The organism is Micavibrio aeruginosavorus, assembly GCF_051245535.1.
Classification (GTDB): Bacteria; Pseudomonadota; Alphaproteobacteria; order Micavibrionales; family Micavibrionaceae; genus Micavibrio; species Micavibrio aeruginosavorus_D.
On the sequence record NZ_CP195303.1, the window covers coordinates 2,412,138 to 2,432,508 of the forward strand.

Below are 20,371 nucleotides of genomic sequence, written 5' to 3' on the forward strand. Positions count from 1 at the left end.
GAGATTTTCCATGAACATTCAGAAGATGATGCAACAAGCCCAAGCCATGCAGACGAAAATGCAGGAATTGCAGGAGCGTCTGGGTGAAATGGAAGTTCAGGGCATGTCCGGTGGCGGCATGGTGCAGGTTGTGATGACCTGCAAGGGCGAAGTGCGTAAGCTGACCATCAACCCGGAAGTCATCAATCCGGACGACCGCGAAACGCTGGAAGATCTGGTGATGGCGGCGATCAACGCGGCCCGTGCCGTGGCCGACAACACCATGACCGAAGAAACCCAGAAGTTGATGGGCCAGTTTGGTATTCCGGGCGGGGCGAAGCTGCCGTTCTAATCGAGCGGGCTTTGGTTCTGGCTCTATGCGCATCCTGACATGGAATATCAATTCGGTTCGCCTGCGGATGCCGCTTTTGAAAAAGCTGGTCCGCGAATGCGCGCCCGATATGATCTGCCTGCAGGAAACGAAAACGCCGGACGATCTGTTCCCCCTGCGTGATGTTGAAAAAGCGGGATATGCCTACACCCATATCCACGGCATGAAATCCTATAACGGTGTTGCGATTTTATCCAAAATGCCGTTCACCACGACCGAAATCCACCACCGCGTCGGGCGTGAAGATTGCCGCCATATCGCGGCCCATGTGCAGGTCGCGGAATTTAAAAAGCCCCTGCAAATTCATTGCCTGTACATTCCCGCTGGGGGTGATGTGCCCGACCGCACTGTGAATGATAAATTCGGGCACAAGCTGGATTTCGTTGATGAAATGGCGGCATGGTTTTCTGCGCAAGGCAAATCGGGCGACCCGATGATTGCGCTGGGTGATTTCAACATCGCCCCGCTGGAACAGGATGTGTGGTCGCACAAACAATTGCTGGATGTCGTGTCGCACACGCCGGTTGAAGTTGAAAAACTGACCGCGATGCAGGATTCGTTGAAATGGCATGATGCCATTCGCCACTTCGTGCCGCATGATCAAAAATGTTACACATGGTGGTCATACCGCAACCGTGATTGGAAAAAATCGAACCGGGGTCGTCGTCTGGATCATATCTGGGTGACCAAGCCGCTGGTGCCGCATTTGACCGGGCACGATATTCTGGCCACCGCCCGCGATTGGGAAAAGCCCAGCGACCACGTGCCGGTGATGATTGACCTCGACCTGAAGGTCGCGTGAAACGCGCTTTTTTACGTGCGAAAATCGTCCCGGATAATGCGTCCGTTAATTCTGCAATCAATTTGATTTAATTTGATTTATTTGACTTTTTTGCACCATCCGGGCGATCATTGTCTATGCAGTGCCCTGCATCGGTTTACGCGACAATGATGATGGATCATGAATTTCGATTTTAATCTGCCTTATCACGTTTACTGTGAATCCGCCTCGTTCTTCGGGGTGTCCCAGCCATTGAATATTCTCTCCAACCTGGCCTTCGTCGCCGGGGCGTTCTTGCTGTGGTCGCAAGATCGCGGGCGCGGCACGTCCTTGTCGTTGCTGGCCATGCTGATGGCGGTGGTTGGGTTTGCGGGCATGGTGTGGCATATCACCGGGCAACAATTTGCCGCCGCCATTGATATTGGGGCGCAACTGGTCATGGGGGCGATCCTGACCATGATTTTGGCGCATCAAATTTTGCGCTGGCATCCCGTCAATGCGGTGATTGTGGGTGTCATCATGCTGTTGTCCGCCATGCTGGGGCGGGATTTGGGGTTGCCGTTCATGTTGCAAAATGGCGGCGCATTTCTGCCCGCGATGCTGTTTCTGGTTATTCTGGCGTTTGTTGAAATTCAACGCGGGCGCATGCGCGAGGCCAAATTTCTGATGGGCGCGGCCTATGTGTTGTTTGTCGGGTTGATTTTCTATTCGCTCGACTGGGCTTTGTGCTGGTCGTTCCCGTATGGCATGCATTTCATGTGGCATCTCTGCATGGCCCTGTCGATCTGGCTGGCGGTGGAGGCCATCTGGACCGATCGACAGGACAATGCGAGAGAGCAACAACTGGCCGCTTAAGCCGCCAGCCTTTTTTCCGCCCGGATCAGGCCAATCATAAACGGCCCGCCCAGCAATGCGATAAATCCGCCAAGCGCCAGCAACGCGCCATCAATGCCGATGGGCTCCTCCAATATGCCGAAGATGGTCATGGCGGGAATGGCCATGACATGCACCATCAGGCTGGCGGTTGATAAAATGGTCGCGCGCCGCGTGCTGTCCACCCGTTTGTTCAACGCGGCCTGCATCCGGGGTTGGCCCAGACCGTAAACCAGATAGCCGCACAAGATCAGCACAACGCCAATCCAGCCGATAAAAATCCCGGCCACGGCGCAGATCAACACCTCAAACGCCAACAGGCCGCCGAGAACATAACGGTTGGGCCAATGCGCGGGCAGGATATGGCTGAATTGCCCGGCCACCGCGCTGATCAGGAAACCGCACGCGCCCAACACGCCAAACCATGCCGCAGGCACATCATTGGCAATGTAATAAGGCTGCTGCGTCCATAACAACACTTTCGTGCCGCAGAACATGACCGCCCCGGCGAAGATCAACATGGCCACCTCGCGATGACCGTGCAGGGCATAGCGCATGGTTTCGATCATATCGGCAATGGGGTGTTTTTCCGCCGCGCGTTTATGCCGTGCCGGCTCGACCAGCAAGGCCGCGCAAACAATGGCAAACCCATAGCCAAATCCGGTCAAGCCCATGGCCAGATGCGGGTCGATGGCGTAGAGGAATCCGCCCACCGCGCTGGCCGCCGCGATGGAATAAAACCCGTACGAAAACCGCGTGCCCTCGCGTTTGGAAAATTCGTCTTCGCGGCTCTGATCCAGCAGCGTGTCATACAAAAACGCCTGCACCGTCCCGGAATTCAAACTGACCCCAACACCCAGTAAGCCTTGGGCGATGCAGGCATCCAGAAACGAATCCGCATTCCACAACAGGGCAAAGCCAAAAATATTGATCGCGCAACCCAGAATAAGGGTATGTTTGCGCTTCCACACATCGGACAACCACCCGCTGGGAACCTCCATCAACAAAACGACGGCGGAGAAGACCGCCTCCGCAATCATCAACTCGCGAAACCCAATACCGATCACGTCTTGGTAATACAGCAGGAAGACAGGCAGAATAAAAATCGCACTGATCCCGATATTGTGCAGGTTCAGAAGCAGGATGTTGCGGTTTGTAACAGAGGCCATTTTTTCCATTCTTCATGAAATCACAATGAGCTTGTGCGGCGCAATGAATATTCGGTGATAAAATCTATTCAAACGGGTTGTCGAGTGGAGTTATAATCCCGGCCATGAGCGATTCATTCTTCACACGGCATCTGCACGATGCGGACGAACGGTATTTTGAACATCTGGCTTTCACGCTGAAAGTCGGCGCGATGCTGGTCGCGATCGCCTTTGTGGTCGTGGTTCATGGCCTTCTCCCCTTCCTGTTCACCCATACGGGCAGCCGCATGCTGGACCGCCTGAACGCCGATATGGCCGCCCGCCGGGCGCATTGCCAGGCCAAATGTGCGGGCAAACAGGGCGAAAACGGCTGAAAACGGCCCTTGGTATAGGGTGTAAATCACAAAAATCTCGCTTTTTACCCCCGGTTTCGGGTATATCTCCGCCCATGAAACAGGTCAAAAAAGCCCCCACAGTTGGTATGGTCTCCCTCGGTTGCCCCAAGGCGCTGGTGGATTCCGAACGCATCATGACGCAGCTCCGGTCCGAGGGGTATGATTTCTCCTCCACCCATGACGGGGCCGATGTGGTCATCGTCAACACATGCGGGTTCTTGGACTCGGCGAAGGAAGAATCGCTGGCCGCCATTGGCGATGCGCTGAAAGAAAACGGCAAGGTCATCGTCACCGGCTGCATGGGTGCCGAACCGGAATCCATTACCAAAATTCACCCGAAGGTCATGGCTGTGACCGGCCCGCAACAATATGAAGATGTTGTGAGCGCGGTGCATGACGTGGTCGCCCCGGTGCATGACCCGTATGTCGATCTGGTCCCGGAAGCGGGTCTGAAGCTGACGCCGCGTCACTACGCGTATTTGAAAATTTCCGAAGGCTGCAACAACCGTTGCACGTTCTGCATCATCCCGTCCTTGCGCGGTGATCTGGTCAGCCGCCCGGCCCACCACGTGTTGTTCGAAGCGGAAAAGCTGGTCAATGCGGGCGTGAAGGAATTGCTGGTCATTTCGCAGGATACATCGGCCTACGGTGTTGACCTGAAATATGCCGACAGCCCGTGGAAGGGCGGCCGCGTGCGCGCGAAATTCTATGATCTGTGCGCGGCATTGGGCGATATGGGCGTGTGGGTGCGTTTGCATTACGTCTACCCATATCCGCATGTGGATGATGTTATCCCGCTGATGGCCGATGGGAAAATCCTGCCCTATCTGGATATTCCGTTCCAACACGCCAGCCCGAATGTGCTGAAAGCGATGAAACGCCCCGGCAACGTCGACAAAATCGCCGACCGCATCAGCAACTGGCGCAAACAGGTGCCGGATCTGACGCTCCGCTCCACCTTCATCGTCGGCTTCCCCGGCGAAACGGAATCCGACTTCCAGATGTTGCTGGATTTCATGAAGGACGCAAAAATCGATCGCGCCGGATGCTTCAAATACGAAGCGGTGCAGGGTGCAAAAGCCAATGATATCGACGGCGCCGTTCCCGAAGAATTAAAACAGGAACGCTACGACCGCTTCATGCAGGTGCAACAAGACATCAGCGCCGCAAAATCCGAAGCCAAGATCGACACCATCGTTCAATGTATTATTGACGACGTCGATGGCGAAGGCGGCGCCGACGCCCGCTCCATGGCCGACGCCCCGGAAATCGACGGCAAAGTCTTCCTGCGCGACGTTCCATCTGATGTGAAACAGGGCGATTATGTCAGTGTCTTGGTGGAAGATGCGGACGCGTATGATTTATACGGCGTCGTTGTCGAATAAATAAAAAAGCCCCGGTTGATCCGGGGCTTTTTATTTATCTTGGGATCAGGCTTAACGCCCGCTCAATCTTCTGGCTCTGCACCTGCTTCGCCGCTGTTTTGAAAACGCCATATTCGGTTTTCAGGTCGATGCGGCCCAGAGCGCTGGCATTGTCCATGCCGTTCTTTTCAACATCACTGCGCAGGTAAAAACCACCCGTTTCGTGGTTCAGCATGATGCGGTCATTGCGGACCGGGCTGGATAGCAGGGGGTGCATCTGGCGTTTCAATTCGGAAATCCGGTTTTGGATGTCGACCAGATCAAAGGCTGGTTTCAAATTGTGCGTCATCGTGAAAATCCCTGTTTTTTATAATGCGATGCCAAACCATAACAAGTCCCGTAAAAGGCGGCAAGGTGGCCAAATTAAGGCATTGAAAAGCAATGTTTTTTTGCTTCAGGGGTTGAAAAGGCTGCGGGGCGACCTCCTTTATTAGACAAGGGGGCGAGGCCTGTTTGTCGTGCCCCGGATTAGTTCGGGCCGACGGCAGGCCTGTCTCCTGTACTGGGTGGGGTGTTTTGTTTGCAAACGAAAACACCATGAAAGAAGTCGATGGAGGCTCCACATGAAAAATTTGATGCGTAGAATATTGCTGACCGGTTCTGTTCTGGCTCTTGGGTTGGGCGCAATGCCGGTTGGGGCGGAAACCGTGATGCGTGACACATACGTCAAGCAGATCGATCTGCCCAACACGACCGTCGTGAATTTCGGTGCCTTTGACACCAACAAGGACGGTATATTGTCGCGTGACGAAGTGGGTGAACGTCTGTTCGTCAGCTTTGACGGCGACGGCAATGGCGTCATTGATAACGTCGAATTCGATAAACGCAATGTGCTGACCTACATTCCGATGGAACGCGGCACGGTGTTGTATTTCGATTATAATGATGACGGTATCATCGACGACATGGAAAAACTGAGCCAGGAAAGTTTCATTGAGAAATCAATGCTGGATCGGTTTGCTAAGGACTCGCGCGGCCTGTCCCCCCGGGACTTCATTGAAATGGGGTTCTGGCAACTGGACAGCGATCGGTCCCGTGTGATCGAACTGAGTGAATGGAAACGCGGATACGAGGTCGCCCTGCGCCCCGAAGTCGCGGAATCCTATCTGTATAACCAGTAAGGTTTCATCCATATCCTCCTGTGGCATCCCCGCGAAAGCGGGGATCCATTTTTGGTGGTGGACGGATGGATCCCCGCTTTCGCGGGGATGCTAAAAAGGGGCGGTCGTTTCCGACTGCCCCTTTTGCTAGGTCTACGCTATAGCGTGATTATTTACACGCTTGCTATGTTTGTTCGCACTTACGCGCTCAGGGATTCCTTCGCGGATTTCTTTTTCGCGATCTCGCGGTCGTTCGGCGAGAGGTGCTTTTTGCGCAGACGCAGTGACTGCGGTGTGACTTCGACCAGTTCATCATCGTTGATGTACGCGATCATGTCTTCCAGGCTCATCTTCCGCGGCGGAACCAGTGTGACGGCTTCGTCCGAACCGCTGGCGCGCATGTTGGTCAATTTCTTGCCCTTCAGCACGTTGATGTCCAGATCGTTATCGCGGCTGTTTTCGCCGACGATCATGCCTTGGTACACTTTGTCGCCATGGCCGATAAACATCGATCCACGATCCTGCAGGTTGAAAATGGCGTAAGCCACGGCATCACCCTTGTCCGTGGAGATCAGGGCACCGTTGCGACGGCCACCCATCTCACCCTTGTACGGGCCATAGGAGTGGAACAGGCGGTTCATCACGCCCGTACCACGCGTATCGGTCAGGAACTGGCCCTGATACCCGATCAAACCGCGGGACGGTGCCAGGAACGTAATACGGGTCTTGCCCGCGCCGCTCGGGCGCATGTCGGTCATTTCCGCTTTACGCAGGGTCATTTTTTCAACAACCGCACCGGTATATTCCTCGTCCACATCGATGAAGACTTCTTCATACGGTTCGGTCAATTGGCCGGTGTCGTCTTTCTTGAACAAAACGCGCGGGCGGGATACGGACAATTCGAACCCTTCACGGCGCATGTTTTCGATCAACACGCCCAATTGCAATTCACCGCGGCCCGCCACTTCGAACGCATCCTTGTTCGCGCTTTCGCTCACGCGGATGGCCACGTTGGTTTCGGCTTCGGCCATCAGACGGTCACGGATCATGGTCGAGGTCAGTTTCTTGCCCTCGGTGCCCGCATACGGGGAATCGTTGACGGTCAGGGTGATGGACATTGTCGGGGGATCAACCGGGGTCGACGGAACCGGGTTGGTCACGGACGGGTCGCAAATCGTATCGGATACCGATGCGTTCACCATCCCGGCGATGCAGATAATGTCGCCAGCTTCGACCACGTCCACCGGAACGCGTTGCAGACCTTTGTAGGACAGCAATTTGGTCAGGCGGAAGTTTTCAACTTGTTTGCCGTCCAGGCTCATGGCTTTAACGGCCATGTTCACCTTGGCGCGGCCCGATGTAACGCGACCGGTCAGAACGCGGCCCAGATACGGGTCGCGGTCCAGCAGGGTGGCCAGCATCGTAAACGGTGCATCCACTTCCAGGCCAGGGGCCGGAACGTGGGACACGATCAAATCCATCAACGGGGACAGGTTTTCGCGTGCGCCGTCCAGTTCCATGGAAGCCCAGCCATCACGGCCCGACGCATACACAACCGGGAAATCCAATTGTTCCGGTGCGGCGTCCAGCGCGACGAACAAGTCGAATACTTCTTCCAGAACTTCGTCCGGGCGACCGTCCGGGCGGTCAATCTTGTTAATCACAACAATCGGGCGCAACCCTTTTTTCAGGGCTTTGCCCAGAACGAATTTGGTTTGCGGCAAAACGGATTCAGCAGCATCAACCAGCAGCAAAACGCCGTCGGCCATGTTCATGATCCGCTCAACTTCACCGCCGAAATCGGCGTGGCCCGGCGTGTCGATAACGTTCACGCGAACATCTTTCCACTGCACCGCGGTGCATTTTGCCAGAATGGTAATGCCGCGTTCTTTCTCCAGATCGTTGGAGTCCATGGCGCGTTCGGCAACCTGTTGGTTGTCGCGGAACGTACCGGATTGTTTCAGGATGTTGTCCACCAAAGTGGTTTTGCCATGGTCAACGTGGGCGATAATGGCGATGTTGCGAAGATTCTGGACGAACGTCATAAACTCTAAACCTATTGTTGCGATTGCGAAAAACTGGCTGCTGTGTACAGGAAATAGGCCGAGAATGCCATAAAAAAAGCCAGTTTCCGCGTGTTTCAGGGGTTTAATATCGCATTTTCCATGGACGGGGTTCCGCCGGGGGCAAAAATCGCTAAGATCCGCCTGAAATCAAGCCAAAGGATGAAGGTCATGGAACTCTTGAAACCCTACCGCGCCCGGATTGACGCGCTGGATGATAAAATCGTCGATCTGTTGGTCGAACGTGCTGGAATCATTGCCGAAGTTGGTCATTTGAAGGCCCGCGAAGGCATCCCGGCCATCCTGCAAGACCGGGTGGATCAGGTGCGCGAGCGCAATGCCGCCCGCGCGGCGGAGAAGGGGCTGGACCCCGATCTGGTCCGTGCGCTTTATGCCATGCTGATCCAATGGAGTTGCGATCTGGAAGAACAGATCAAAGCCGATAAGGCCGCGTGATTTTTATGTTCGATCTGCCTTTTGATCTGCGGGCTGCGCTGAACGCCCACACCCCGATTGATGACAAGGAAGCCACCGACCGCGATGCGATGCTGGCTTTTTTGGCGTCCGGGGTGCCGTGTTTTGACCGCACCCATTTGCCGGGGCATTTCACCGGATCGGCGTTGCTGATCAGCCGGGATGGGGCGCGGGTGTTGCTGAACCATCACCGGGCGTTAAATTTCTGGCTGCAATTTGGCGGGCATGCGGATGGCAGTGCCGATTTGCTGGATGTCGCCGCGCGCGAGCTGGTCGAAGAATCCGGGTTCAGCGCGTTTGAACACGTGATTGATGGCATCTTCGATCTGGATATTCACCCGATCCCCTACAGCGCCAAACGTGGTGAGCCTGCGCATCTGCATTACGATGTGCGGTTTATCTTTCGCCTGACGACGGATGATGAACGCTTCACGCTCAGTGATGAATCGCTGGATATGCGCTGGTGCAATTATGACGACGCCATTGCGCTCACCGGGCCGGGGTCGGTGGCGCGGATGTTGGGCAAGTGGCGTGCGCTGGCTTAGGGCTTGTATGACGGAAAGGCCGCTTTGCGCGGTGATTCCTGTAACAGGATATTGCGCAATCCGCCCGCATCTTCGATGAAGTTGATCTGGTAGGTGGGCACTTCGCCCAGACGCCCCAGAATTTCGTTATCGGCATATCCGGGAATTTTGCTGGCCTTAAACGGGGCAAATCCGGAATCGCGGAAGAACATGGAACGATAAGTGGAAACGGTCACCGGGTGGTTGTACCACGCATACACGGCGGCGCGCATCGCGGCACCGTTGGTGACATTGTCCGGGTTATCATTGGCGACACGGGCAAAGGCATCGGAGACCGATTTGTAACAAATGCCCGGCGTGCTGCTGCATCCTTTGGTCGTGTTGTGTCCTTGCCACGGGCCGGAAAATCCGTTTTTCTTCATTTCCCACAGGGCCTGAACGGACAGGGCTTCCGCCGCGGCTTCCTGTGCGAAGAACAGGTGCAACAATCCCTCTTCATCCAGATCGTTGCGCAGGGCATAAGGGGTCAGTCCCTCCAGCTCTTGCGTCAAGTGCGCCAGTTCATGCGATGCGGCGGCAATCTGTGCGGCCATCGTGGAGCGGTCATTCAAAATCAGAACGCCTTCGCCCTGATAATACGCGCCATGGCCGCGCATGTTTTTGTTAAAGCAAATCCATGCCGGGCCGGTCTTGTATTGGGCGGCGTTGGCCCATTGGTCGCGGCCAATCGCGGATTGGCTGAGGATTGTATAGATATCGTACACTTTATCGTTGGCGTAATCGTTGGGGCCGGGGCCGGTGACGGGCGCGCACTGGCCGTCGGTTTTCGACAGAAAACGGTTGAGGTTGCGCGGCGGCGTCAGCATCTTGGCGGACGGATCGTATCGCGTGGGTTCGGCGTCCACCGTCACCTTTGGCTCACTCTTCATTGAATCGGGCAACATCGGTTGGATAACATTGGATACGCTGGAGCATCCGCCCAGACCAAGCGCGCCAATCGCCAGCGCCGACCCCAGCAGCACAGAGCGCGCCCGTGTCATCATGGTGGATGACCCGTGGTTTTGGGGGGCGGTGTCGCGGTTATAAAGGCTGGATAAACGCATGGGCTTGGTCCCTGTTCCTGCACACTTATTATTTGTTATGAAAACAAAAGCATGGTTTGGGCACCGCTGCCAAGTTTTTTATGCCCGATCCGGGGGCTCCGGGGCAAAAAACCCTTAAAATCGGGCGATTTTTATGGGGCCGGGTCGTTCCGGTAATATTCCCCGGTGCTGTAGGAATCCTGTTTCAGGATTTTCGCCACATCCGCGCCCAGATAATCAAACCCGTACGGGGCGAGGGACCCCAGTCCCGTAACCGCCTTGGCAAAATCATCCGATGGCACCGTGTGTGATGGAACGCTGCCGCGTGGCGATACATGCTGTGCGCGCCCCATGTACCCGTAATGATGCCGTTCATACCGATCCAGCAATTCCAGATCAGCATACCATTCGCGGAAGGCCGCGCGCGCAGCGGTGCCGTTTTTGATCGCATCCGGATCCGCCGTTACGGCGGCCTCGAAGGCTTTTGAAATCATGGCGTAACAATTGTTCATCGTATCGGGGCAGAGGGATGTGTTGTTGTGCGCATCCCACCCGATCGAATTGCCCGCTTGTTTCTGTTCCCACAACGTCAATGTGGCGAATGTTTCCGCATCGGCTTCCTTCGCCAGTTGCAGGTGCAGGCGGTCATCTTCATCAATGATGCCCAGTGCATCGGCAGTGAAGCCGCGCCGTTCCTGTTCCAGATGACGCAATTCATGCGGCACGGCGGCAATATGTTCCGCCTCGGGCAGGTCGCTGTTCAGAACCAGAACGCCCGTGCCGGTGTAATAAAACGCATACATGTCCGATGACGGGGTGAAGCAAATCCACGCCGGACCCTTTTCATACCCTGCGGCCTGTTCCCAGGCATGACGGCCCAGCGGGGTTTTTTCCATCAATGTGTTGAGTGCCTGAACGCGGCGGTTGGCGTATTGGCTGGGGCCGGGGCCAGTCACAGGGGCGCACAGCCCGTCGAATTTTTTGGCGTGATCCGCGACGTGGGCGGGAAATGTTTGCGCGGGTGCGGCGGGATTATAAAGCGGGGTGGCGGCGGACGTGTCATCAGCCAGAGCCGATGTGGTCAGCAACAACGCGGTGCTGGCGGTTAATCCGGCGACCATGCTCCGCCATGTATGGCGCTTGCGTGATTGTGTGGTCATTGTTTTGGTATCCCTGTCTTTCATCGTTCTGTTTTATGCAAAACGTGCAGCTCTAACGGCCTGCAACCACGATAGAGGTTTGCGAAGGGGTGTCACGTTAATCTTTGGGGAATCTGTTGGAATCACAAAGAAATTTTACCCACAGGGTGAGGATAAGTGGTGAAAGCCCCTGATTTCTTTGATACATTGAATTATGACGTATGCAGTTCCGCGCCCCGTCATTTCCCCATAAGCCCCGGTTTCCAAACGGTTTTTTCGAAATTATGACCGCCCCCAGCCCGATTCGCATTGCGCCCTCCATCCTGTCCGCCGATTTTGCGGCGCTGGGTGAGGCTGTGCGCGCAATCGATGCCGCCGGGGCCGATTATATCCATGTCGATGTGATGGATGGCCATTTCGTGCCCAACATCACCATCGGCCCGAATGTGGTGAAGGCGCTGCGCCCGCATTCAAAGAAGATTTTCGATGTGCATTTGATGATCGCGCCCGCGGATCCGTATCTGGAATCTTTTGCATCCGCCGGGGCCGATATCATCACCATCCATCCGGAAGCGTCACCGCATTTCCACCGTTCCCTGCAAACCATTCGGGCGTTGGGCAAACGCGCGGGCCTTGCGCTCAACCCGGCAACGCCGGTCGATGTGCTGGACCATGTGATGGATCTGGTGGATTTGATTGTGGTGATGACGGTTAATCCGGGCTTTGGCGGGCAGGCTTATATCCCGCTGGCCGATAAAATTCGTTCTGTGCGTCAAAAAATTGCCACATCGGGTCGCGACATTGACCTGGAAGTGGACGGGGGAATCAATCCCCAAACCGCACGCGACGTGATTGCCGCCGGGGCGAATGTTCTGGTGGCGGGGACGGCGGTGTTTAGTGGGGGTGCGGGCCAATATGCGGCGAATATTGCCGCGTTACGTGGTTAAAAGCTGGGCGTTTTCAAGGTTTTCTGAAGTTCATGATGAATCTGAATATCATTCATAAAATTAAACACCGTGTGCATTCCGCCACGTATAACAGCGCGCTTTATCGCTGGACCCTGAATGGTACCGTTCCCGAACATCTGATCGTAAAGCCGGCGGACCCGTGGCCGGGTGATGCTGCGGCTGGGCGCTTCCTGTGCAACGGCATCTTCACATTGCACGGCGAACAATTCCCGGTGACGCAGGGTGATTGGGCTCCGTCCGGATGCAGCGCGGTATGGACCGCGCATATTCACGGCTTTGAATGGCTGCGCGATTTGCGTGCGCTGGGCGGTGACGCCGCGCGGCTTCAGGCCCGCGTGATGATCGAAAGCTGGATCGAACAATGCGGCCATTGGCACGACAGCGCATGGGATGCCGCCATCACCGGACGCCGCATGGCGCAATGGATCGCCCTGTATGATTTCTACGCCGGCAGCGCGGACGAAGATTTTCAATCTCTGGTGCTGGAATCGCTGGTGCGTCAGGGACGCCATTTGTCGCGCGTCCTGATGGGCCGCGGTGTTGAGGGCATGGGCGCGTTCCACGCGATGAAGGGGCTGGCCTATGCGGGCCTCGGCTTCGAAGGGCACGAAAACTGGCTGGAACAAGCGCTGGACATGCTGGACCGCGAATTGCCGCGCCAAATTTTGAGCGATGGCGGCCATGTCAGCCGCTCGCCCGTCGTCCTGCTGGATGTGTTGCGCATTCTGATTGATCTGCGCGGCGCGTTGCGTGCGGGCGGGTTCCCGGTTCCGGATGAAATTCAGCCGACCATTGATCGCGCGTCGCAAGCCTTGCGTTTTATGCGCTACAGCGACAAGGGCTTTGCCCTGTTCAACGGCGCGCAGGAAGGTGACACCGCGTTGGTGGATGCCGTGTTGATGCAATCCAATGCGCGCGGGAAAATTCTGCGCTCACTGCCGGACACTGGATTTGAACGCGCCAGCGTTGGCCGTTCCGTGTTGATGGTGGATACGGGCCGCGTGCCGCCCTATCCGCATGATATTGATGCCCATGCCGCACCGTTGTCGTTTGAATTCTGCTATGGCCGCGAACGGATTTTCGTGGCCTGCGGGTCCAACCCGGTGGATGATGAATGGCGCAACATGCTGCGCGGAACCGCCGCGCATAACAGCGTGACATTGGACTGGCGTAATGCCGCCGAAATTCGCAAAGACGGCCATTTTGGCCGCCGCCCGCGCAGTGTTGTGGTGAACCGCCAGGACACCGGCGATGCCTGCCTGATCGATGCGGTGCATGATGGGTATGTGCCGTTGAACGGCGTATCACACCGCCGTCGCCTGTATCTGTCGGAACAGGGGCATGATCTGCGTGGGGAAGAAACGCTGACCTGTGCCACCAACCTGACCCGTGAAATTGGTGTCGTGGCCCGCTTCCATTTGCATCCGCGCGTGACCGTGTCGCTAACCAAGGATGGAACCGAAGCCTTGCTGCGTCTGCCGGGCGGTGCGGGATGGAGCTTCGTGCAAGGCGGTGGCGTGCTCAGTCTGGAAAATTCCATTTACATGGGCCAAGGCTGCCGCCCGCGCAAAACCAAGCAATTGGTGATTACGGCGACGATGAGTTCCGACCTGACCCAGATAAAGTGGGCCCTACAGCGCGAAGGCGCGTGATTCATAGGTTAGCGCGAAAGCGCTTGGCGGGCCTTCCCCCTCTCCCTCCGGGAGAGGGCCGGGGTGAGGGCACCACACTTTCAATGACACACACCACCATCCACATTCCGTCATCACCCGGTTTATCCGGGTGATCCATACACGCCTATGGATTGCCCGGATAAACCGGGCAATGACGCAAATAATTGATATTGATTCAAGCTTTGACACAGTACCCTCACCCCAACCCTCTCCCGGAGGGAGAGGGGGGATTGTGTCAGGGCCGATAAGCTGGCGCGTGCACAAAACGCATGGCGCTCAACGGTTCGCCATCATCCCAGCGATAGGCTGTCAGATGCTTGCGGTAATCCACGCCAACGATCGTATCCGAGAGCAGGCGCAACGGTTGGTTCAGTGAATAATGGCCGATGAAGGTTGGTTTGCTGACCGCGTTAAAAACATTTTTCAACGCGATGGTCTGATGAATTTTTCCGTGATGCTGTTCGGGAATCGTTGCCACGCGCGGGTCCACAAGATTGTCCAATTGTGCGTTCCGGTCAGACCACCATTGCAGCCGTGCTTCATCCCGTTCATGGCCCATGGCGTCTTTGAAGGTCATGCCATCGGGTAATTTGATCGATGGTCCTTTAAGCGTTTCTTCCAACGCTGTGTAAATCGGCTCGATCCGGCGGGCATAGGCGTTCAAAAGCCCTGTATTGATGCGGTTTCCGTGATCCAGATGCGGGGTCAGCGTGTCGATATAATCATCATTCCAGCACGCGTGAACAACACGCAACGGACCCAAATCCAGATAGATCGGCAGGGTCGTCATCCATTCTATGGTGTCGGTATGCTGCGCGCTGCCCATCGGAAATTCACGCAGGAAATCGTCGTGCTGCTGCCTGTTCTTGCTGGTGTGCGGGCGAATGTAATCGCCGTTTGCATCCCGCGTGGCGTAACAGATGGCATTAAATTCGTGATTGCCCATGATGGCGTAGGCATTATCCGTATCCACCATGTCACGCACGATGCGCAATGTGCGCATCTCCTGCGATCCGCGATCAATCAGATCGCCGATGAAAATGACCTTGCGGCCTTCCGGGTGGATGAAGGATGACGCTGTGTGTTGATAGCCAAGAATATCCAGCAACCGTTCCAGATGGTCGGCGCGCCCGTGAACATCACCGATAATGTCGTACCCTTGGCTCAATCCACTCTCCTCGAATATGGCAAGAAGCCTATCGTTGCATTTTACGGGGGTCAAGTTTATCCGGCATTTTGATCGTTCTTGATTTGTTCGCTTTTTCCGGGCAGGATCATTCTATCCTTTCTTTGTCATTCCCGCGAAAGCGGGAATCCAGGGGACTGGGATAAAACCGGCCCTGTGGCTCTGGATTCCCGCTTTCGCGGGAATGACAGGGAGCCTTGGGGCAGACGATGAACGAATACCACCAAGGAACCCATCATGGCCAAATCTCGCTCCTCCTTCGTTTGCCAATCCTGCGGCGCGGTCACCACGCGCTGGGCCGGGAAATGCGAATCTTGCAACGAATGGAACTGCATTACTGAGGAGGTGGCCGAGGCCGCGACGCCCAAGGGGCTGGGGGCCGGGGCGGGCGCGTCGAAGAAGGGACGCACGCTGGCGCTGGTCGATCTGAAGGGTGAAGATGCCAACAAACTGCCCCGCCGTGTGACGGGCATCGCCGAATATGACCGCGTGACGGGCGGTGGCATGGTGCCGGGGTCGGCCATTTTAATTGGCGGCGATCCGGGCATCGGCAAATCGACATTGTTGTTGCAGGCGGTCTGTGCGCTCAGCGCGCGCGGCTCGCGCTGCCTGTATGTCTCCGGCGAAGAAGCGGTGGATCAGGTGCGCCTGCGCGCCAGCCGTCTGGGTCTGGACGGGGCGAATGTTGAACTCGCCTCCGCCACCAACGTGCGCGATATTGTCGCGACGATGGAGGATACATCGGCCTCCGGTGTTGATCTGATCGTCATTGATTCCATTCAAACCATGTATATCGACACGATCGACAGCGCGCCGGGCACGGTGACACAAGTGCGCACCAGTGCGCAGGAATTGATCCGCGTGGCCAAACGCCGCGGCGTGATTATTCTGTTCGTCGGTCACGTGACGAAAGACGGACAAATCGCGGGCCCGCGCGTGTTGGAACACATGGTCGATGCCGTGCTGTATTTCGAAGGCGACCGCTCGCACCAGTTCCGCATCCTGCGCGCCGTGAAAAACCGTTTCGGCCCCACCGACGAAATCGGTGTGTTCGAAATGGCGAACGAAGGATTGGTCGAAGTTGAAAACCCATCGGCCCTGTTCCTCGCGCAACGGCAACAGGATGTCGCGGGCAGTGCGGTGCTGGCCGGATTGGAAGGCACGCGGCCTGTCTTGGTCGAGGTGCAGGCCTTGGTCGCGCCCACGGCACTGGGCACGGCGCGCCGCGCGGTGATCGGGTGGGATACCAGCCGTCTGGCCATGGTGCTGGCCGTATTGGAAGCACGGTGCGGCGTGCAATTGTCATCATCCGATATTTATCTGAACATTGCGGGCGGTATCCGCATGACCGAACCGGCGGCCGATCTGGCCGTGGCGGCGGCGTTGGTCAGCTCATGGACGGGCGTGCCGGTTCCGGCGGATATGGTGCTGTTCGGCGAAATTGGCCTGGGTGGCGAAGTGCGCCAAGTGGCCCAACCCGATGTGCGGTTGAAAGAAGCGGCCAAACTGGGCTTCGGTCAGGCCTGCATCCCGAAACGGAAGAAAACACCGGCCTCTGACGCGGCGGCCAAAACCGCTCCGGCCATTCGCGTGAATGAATTGGCGCAGGTGCAGGATATCGTCGATTTGTTCTCCGAGATGAAACGGGAAATGGGTGGCGGCATTAAGTATGCGCAGGGATAGGGGCTTTTTGGCCCTTACGCCCCCCAAATTCCCTTGAAATTCCCCCCGCTTTCCCCGACAATCGGGGCAGGATTTCACGGGTTTTAAGGAAAATCGCCCCATCATGTTTATCGACATCACCGTCGCCGTTATCGTCGTCATTTCCGCCATTATCGCCTTCCTGCGCGGATTTATCCGCGAGGTGCTGACCATCGCCGGGGTTGTGGGCGGTCTGGTCGCGGCCGTGGCGCTGGGCCCTCTGGTGCGGCCCTCTTTCAATGGCTGGTTCGGCGTGCCTGCGGATGAGGCGGCGGATATGCCGAAATTGTTCGACATCGTGCCTATGGATATTGTGGCGCAGGTTTGCGCCTATGCCTCGATCTTCCTGATCGTTGTCATCGCCTTGACGGTGGTCAGCCATCTGCTCTGCGGCTTTGCCAAGAAAATTGGTCTGGGCCCGGTGGATCGCACGCTGGGCGTTGTGTTCGGTATTGCGCGCGCGGCTGTGTTGTTGGCGCTGCTCTATCTGCCGGTCTATCTGATGGTGGACAAAGATGATCGCGATGAATGGTTCAAGGACAGCCGCTCCGCCGTCTATATCGAAGGTCTGGCCGCGTGGATGGCCGCGTTCATTCCCGAAGACACTGCCGAAAAACTGGCCGAGGGCGCAGGCCGCACGCGTGAAGATATGGAGAACGCGCGCGAACGTATCGATGCGCTGGATGCCTTGAAAGAGCAGATGCAGAATGTTGAAGAGGCTGTGCAGGATGGTGCCGAAGCCATTGCCACGCCGGACGAACCCAGCGAAGGCTATGAGCCTGTACAGCGCGACGATCTGGACCAACTGATCGAAAACGTACAACCGGAACCACAGGAATAAAAGAATGAGTGTTGATTTAACCGGACGCGTGGCCGTTATCACCGGGGCCAGCCGTGGCATTGGCGCGGCGGTGGCCCGCCGCTTTGCCGCCGCCGGGGCACACGTTGTTCTGGTCGCGCGTACAACCGGCGCGTTGGAGGCGTTGGACGATGAAATCCGCAATGCGGGTGGGCGTGCGACCTTGATCCCGCTCAACCTGCTGGATTTTGACAAGGTGGACACGCTGGGTCCGGCGCTGGCCGAACGGTTTGGCCGTTGTGATATTCTGGTCGCCAATGCGGGGATGCTGGGCACGCTCGGCCCGCTGCCGCATGCGGAGGCAAAAGAATGGGACCGTGTGATCGGTTTGAACTTGAGCGCAAATTTCCGTCTGGTCCGCACGCTCGATCCGCTGCTGCGCGCATCGGACGCGGGCCGTGCGATCTTCGTCACCTCTGGTGCGGCGGAAGGGCCGCGCGCCTATTGGGGTGCATACGCCGTATCCAAAGCGGGGCTGGAGGCGATGGCCCGGACCTACGCGGCGGAGAATGAAAAATCCAACCTGCGCGTCAACATTATCGACCCGGGTCGTGTACGCACGAAAATGCGCGCCGCCGCCTATCCCGGCGAAGATCCGCAAAGCGTCACCCCGCCGGAGGATATCGTGGATGCGTTTCTGGCGCTGGCCGACCCGGCCATTAGCACCCATGGCCAGCGCGTAAAAGCGGCGTAAAACCCATATTTTTCAATGGCTTTTCGGTATTGTTTGCTCCCCTCGGTGTCGGGGGCTACAAAGGTGTATCGAAAATCTAAAAAGAATAGGGAAGACGAAAATGACAATACCAGCCAAGGGGATTTTGCCCCGTTTGTTCGATGCCGTTGTGAATGCGCCAAAAGATGTGGCCTATGGCTTTTTGCTGCCCACGCCGGATCAGGCCAGCAGCGTACACAAGCCGGGTATGATCCTGACAGGCGCGCTGGGGGCCGCGACCATGCTGGCCGGATTGACGATATTGCCGTTGGAGGCCGTTGCCATCGGCGGCGTCTTCGCCGCCCGGGCCAGCATCTGGCTGGCAGCGCAGGGGCGCACCATCCGCCACGGGCTGAACGCCGGCCCGCAATAGGCCTTCACGGACCAGATTGAACAAAAAGCCGGGTTTTGCCCGGCTTTTTTCGTTTTAAACCATTGTTTTATAATGGTTATTTCATGGCCCAAAATTCCTTGCATCGTTACGGAAAATACGGCATTGTTCCGTATCTTTTTTATGACAATTATGGGCGGGCTTTATCCATTATGCGCAGCTTGAAATCCTTTTTGCCCTGGGCAGCGGCAACAAACGATAATGATGCGGCCCGGCAGGCCCTGCCGCGCCTGTCCGCGCCGGACGCGGCCGCTCCATCCGATGAAAAATCATTGCGTGAACGCTTGTTACAGGATTTTGCGCGGGCGCGGTATGGCGTGACGTTCCGCACGCGGGCCTTCCCGAACGTGGTCGAGGGGGCGACGGAATATTACCGTGCGCTGGCCACCGATGTGACGTGCAGCCAATGGATGATCCAGCGCATCGTGGAATCGCCCGTGCAATTGCAATCCGATTTGCACCCGGTGCAAACATCCAATGCTCAAATATCCGTTGTTAAAACGGGTCTGGATTTTTTTCACGCGGTGGAATATCTGGCCCGGGCCGAAACGGGATATGCGAAAGACCCGGTTGGTCCGACACGCGCTGAACTGGGCAATGACCATTACGAAGCCTTCGCCGTTTTGCACTTGATCAGCTTTGACTTGAAAGGTATGCCGCAACCGACGCTCAACGGGCATGTGGCGATCAGCGGGAATTACGCCACAACAGCGTTGGACGATTTGAAAACATCGCGCAATGCGGATGGAATTAAAAATGATCTGGCCTATAAGGCCGCGCATGAGGCCTATGCAACGGGCAGTAAAACTCCGAGCTTGGTGAATGCGCTTGTACGGGGCCTGACAGACTACAAAGAGGCGCATCATGTCTCAGCCATTGCAAACGCGTGGGTTGATGTTTTGCAAACCGTTATGGGGGCAGATAATCGTTGTTTGACGCATAAGCAAGAGCAATATCTTACAAAAAACGAATTATATAACCACCTTAATATGCGGCACGGTTTTGATGCAATGCTATATGCTCCAAGTTCAAATCGCGTTTTTTGTCTTTTCACAAGATGTTGGAATGACATGCAGGGGAATTTCATCTCGCCAGAGTCGAGAGCGGTGTTGCTTGAATTTGTAAAAGAAATTTCGACTTTTGCTCTGGTTCAGGATGCTGTGTCCATGTTGGGTGCCATGGGGGCGCATGAAGGAATGGAGTTCCCCCAAAAGTTAAAGGAGTTTATGTGGCATCACGCCATTATTAATCTTGGCTGGCGGCCGGGGGATACGCTTAAAGAGAAGATAGAAAGAGGGCGTTGGGAAAAAGATGAAAAAACTTTAAATGAGAAGCTTTCCCTGCTGGTTGAGTCAACACCGGTCATGACTGAGGTTCCCCGTCACTTTGTTGAATTTGCGGCCAGTCTTGAAAAACGGCGCAGCGAAATGGAGGTGGAAGCGAATGCCTCGATCTTAAAAGTAACGCGTGTACCGCGCGGCGGCACCCGGGAATGGATTTAAGGTAAA

General features: G+C 56.3%; 21 protein-coding genes. 15 read left to right on the forward strand and 6 right to left on the reverse strand.

Translation table 11 applies throughout. The annotated features are described in order from the left end of the window. The first annotated feature begins 10 nt into the window (after nt 1–10). From ACSC94_RS11515 to ACSC94_RS11525, 3 genes are all read left to right on the forward strand, one after another. Nucleotides 11–331, forward strand: a complete 321-nt coding sequence (locus ACSC94_RS11515; protein ID WP_014101888.1) for a YbaB/EbfC family nucleoid-associated protein — start codon at nt 11–13, stop codon at nt 329–331. A gap of 25 nt (nt 332–356) precedes the next feature. Next, nucleotides 357–1,172, forward strand: a complete 816-nt coding sequence (xth, locus tag ACSC94_RS11520) for an exodeoxyribonuclease III (protein ID WP_435640981.1) — start codon at nt 357–359, stop codon at nt 1,170–1,172. A 159-nt stretch (nt 1,173–1,331) separates the two neighbouring features. Beyond that, the gene (locus ACSC94_RS11525) at nt 1,332–2,006 is read left to right on the forward strand and encodes a hypothetical protein (protein ID WP_435640982.1); all 675 of its coding nucleotides are present in this window, start codon (nt 1,332–1,334) and stop codon (nt 2,004–2,006) included. Here the strand turns inward: ACSC94_RS11525 and ACSC94_RS11530 are convergent. Next, nucleotides 2,003–3,193 (reverse strand): MFS transporter, encoded by a 1,191-nt coding sequence (locus tag ACSC94_RS11530; RefSeq protein ID WP_435640983.1) that lies wholly within the window; start codon nt 3,191–3,193, stop codon nt 2,003–2,005. The genes ACSC94_RS11525 and ACSC94_RS11530 overlap by 4 nt on opposite strands. A gap of 104 nt (nt 3,194–3,297) precedes the next feature. Here ACSC94_RS11530 and ACSC94_RS11535 point away from each other — a divergent pair, with 104 nt between their 5' ends. Both ACSC94_RS11535 and rimO read left to right on the forward strand, forming a co-directional pair. Next, nucleotides 3,298–3,546, forward strand: coding sequence for a DUF6356 family protein (locus tag ACSC94_RS11535; protein ID WP_435640984.1), 249 nt, complete (start codon nt 3,298–3,300; stop codon nt 3,544–3,546). Nucleotides 3,547–3,620: 74 nt separating this feature from the next. Further along, nucleotides 3,621–4,952, forward strand: a complete 1,332-nt coding sequence (rimO, locus tag ACSC94_RS11540) for a 30S ribosomal protein S12 methylthiotransferase RimO (RefSeq protein WP_435640985.1) — start codon at nt 3,621–3,623, stop codon at nt 4,950–4,952. A 34-nt stretch (nt 4,953–4,986) separates the two neighbouring features. On the opposite strand, the gene ACSC94_RS11545 is transcribed toward rimO, so the two are convergent. Further along, nucleotides 4,987–5,280, reverse strand: a complete 294-nt coding sequence (locus ACSC94_RS11545) for a hypothetical protein (protein WP_435640986.1) — start codon at nt 5,278–5,280, stop codon at nt 4,987–4,989. 274 nt (nt 5,281–5,554) lie between these two features. Here ACSC94_RS11545 and ACSC94_RS11550 point away from each other — a divergent pair, with 274 nt between their 5' ends. After that, nucleotides 5,555–6,112, forward strand: a complete 558-nt coding sequence (locus ACSC94_RS11550) for a hypothetical protein (RefSeq protein WP_435640987.1) — start codon at nt 5,555–5,557, stop codon at nt 6,110–6,112. Nucleotides 6,113–6,291: 179 nt separating this feature from the next. Here ACSC94_RS11550 and typA read toward each other — a convergent pair whose 3' ends face one another. Continuing rightward, nucleotides 6,292–8,136 (reverse strand): translational GTPase TypA, encoded by a 1,845-nt coding sequence (gene typA / locus ACSC94_RS11555; RefSeq protein ID WP_435640988.1) that lies wholly within the window; start codon nt 8,134–8,136, stop codon nt 6,292–6,294. A gap of 189 nt (nt 8,137–8,325) precedes the next feature. On the opposite strand from typA, the gene ACSC94_RS11560 reads away from it, so the two are divergent. Both ACSC94_RS11560 and ACSC94_RS11565 read left to right on the forward strand, forming a co-directional pair. Next, nucleotides 8,326–8,610, forward strand: a complete 285-nt coding sequence (locus ACSC94_RS11560; protein ID WP_435640989.1) for a chorismate mutase — start codon at nt 8,326–8,328, stop codon at nt 8,608–8,610. Between the two features lie 5 nt (nt 8,611–8,615). Next, nucleotides 8,616–9,173 carry an NUDIX hydrolase gene (locus ACSC94_RS11565; protein ID WP_435640990.1) on the forward strand — a complete coding sequence of 186 codons (558 nt, stop codon included), beginning with the start codon at nt 8,616–8,618 and terminating at the stop codon, nt 9,171–9,173. Here ACSC94_RS11565 and ACSC94_RS11570 read toward each other — a convergent pair. Together ACSC94_RS11570 and ACSC94_RS11575 are read right to left on the reverse strand one after the other, a co-directional pair. Beyond that, the gene (locus ACSC94_RS11570; protein WP_435640991.1) at nt 9,170–10,255 is read right to left on the reverse strand and encodes a DUF6782 family putative metallopeptidase; all 1,086 of its coding nucleotides are present in this window, start codon (nt 10,253–10,255) and stop codon (nt 9,170–9,172) included. The genes ACSC94_RS11565 and ACSC94_RS11570 overlap by 4 nt on opposite strands. 131 nt (nt 10,256–10,386) lie before the next feature. Beyond that, nucleotides 10,387–11,394, reverse strand: coding sequence for a DUF6782 family putative metallopeptidase (locus ACSC94_RS11575; RefSeq protein ID WP_435640992.1), 1,008 nt, complete (start codon nt 11,392–11,394; stop codon nt 10,387–10,389). Between the two features lie 263 nt (nt 11,395–11,657). On the opposite strand from ACSC94_RS11575, the gene rpe reads away from it, so the two are divergent. Together rpe and ACSC94_RS11585 are read left to right on the forward strand one after the other, a co-directional pair. After that, the gene (rpe, locus tag ACSC94_RS11580) at nt 11,658–12,320 is read left to right on the forward strand and encodes a ribulose-phosphate 3-epimerase (RefSeq protein WP_435640993.1); all 663 of its coding nucleotides are present in this window, start codon (nt 11,658–11,660) and stop codon (nt 12,318–12,320) included. Nucleotides 12,321–12,352: 32 nt separating this feature from the next. Further along, nucleotides 12,353–13,993, forward strand: coding sequence for a heparinase II/III family protein (locus ACSC94_RS11585; protein ID WP_435640994.1), 1,641 nt, complete (start codon nt 12,353–12,355; stop codon nt 13,991–13,993). 256 nt (nt 13,994–14,249) lie between these two features. Here the strand turns inward: ACSC94_RS11585 and ACSC94_RS11590 are convergent, their stop codons facing one another. Beyond that, on the reverse strand, nt 14,250–15,182 hold the full coding sequence (locus ACSC94_RS11590; protein WP_435640995.1) for a metallophosphoesterase: 933 nt from the start codon (nt 15,180–15,182) through the stop codon (nt 14,250–14,252). Between the two features lie 255 nt (nt 15,183–15,437). Between ACSC94_RS11590 and radA the strand changes: the two genes are divergently transcribed. The 5 genes from radA to ACSC94_RS11615 all read left to right on the forward strand — a co-directional run bounded on the left by radA (nt 15,438) and on the right by ACSC94_RS11615 (nt 20,365). Beyond that, nucleotides 15,438–16,883: a DNA repair protein RadA gene (gene radA, locus ACSC94_RS11595; RefSeq protein ID WP_435640996.1), complete on the forward strand. Its 1,446-nt coding sequence runs from the start codon at nt 15,438–15,440 to the stop codon at nt 16,881–16,883. A 103-nt stretch (nt 16,884–16,986) separates the two neighbouring features. After that, entirely contained in the window at nt 16,987–17,742 is a 756-nt protein-coding gene (locus ACSC94_RS11600; protein WP_435640997.1) for a CvpA family protein, read from the forward strand. Nucleotides 17,743–17,746: 4 nt separating this feature from the next. After that, complete coding sequence (locus ACSC94_RS11605) at nt 17,747–18,454, forward strand: SDR family NAD(P)-dependent oxidoreductase (RefSeq protein ID WP_435640998.1); 708 nt, start codon at nt 17,747–17,749, stop codon at nt 18,452–18,454. Between the two features lie 100 nt (nt 18,455–18,554). Then, a complete protein-coding gene (locus ACSC94_RS11610) occupies nt 18,555–18,845 on the forward strand; it encodes a hypothetical protein (RefSeq protein WP_435640999.1) in 291 nt (96 codons plus the stop codon). A gap of 290 nt (nt 18,846–19,135) precedes the next feature. Beyond that, entirely contained in the window at nt 19,136–20,365 is a 1,230-nt protein-coding gene (locus ACSC94_RS11615; RefSeq protein ID WP_435641000.1) for a hypothetical protein, read from the forward strand. Nucleotides 20,366–20,371: the final 6 nt, after the last annotated feature.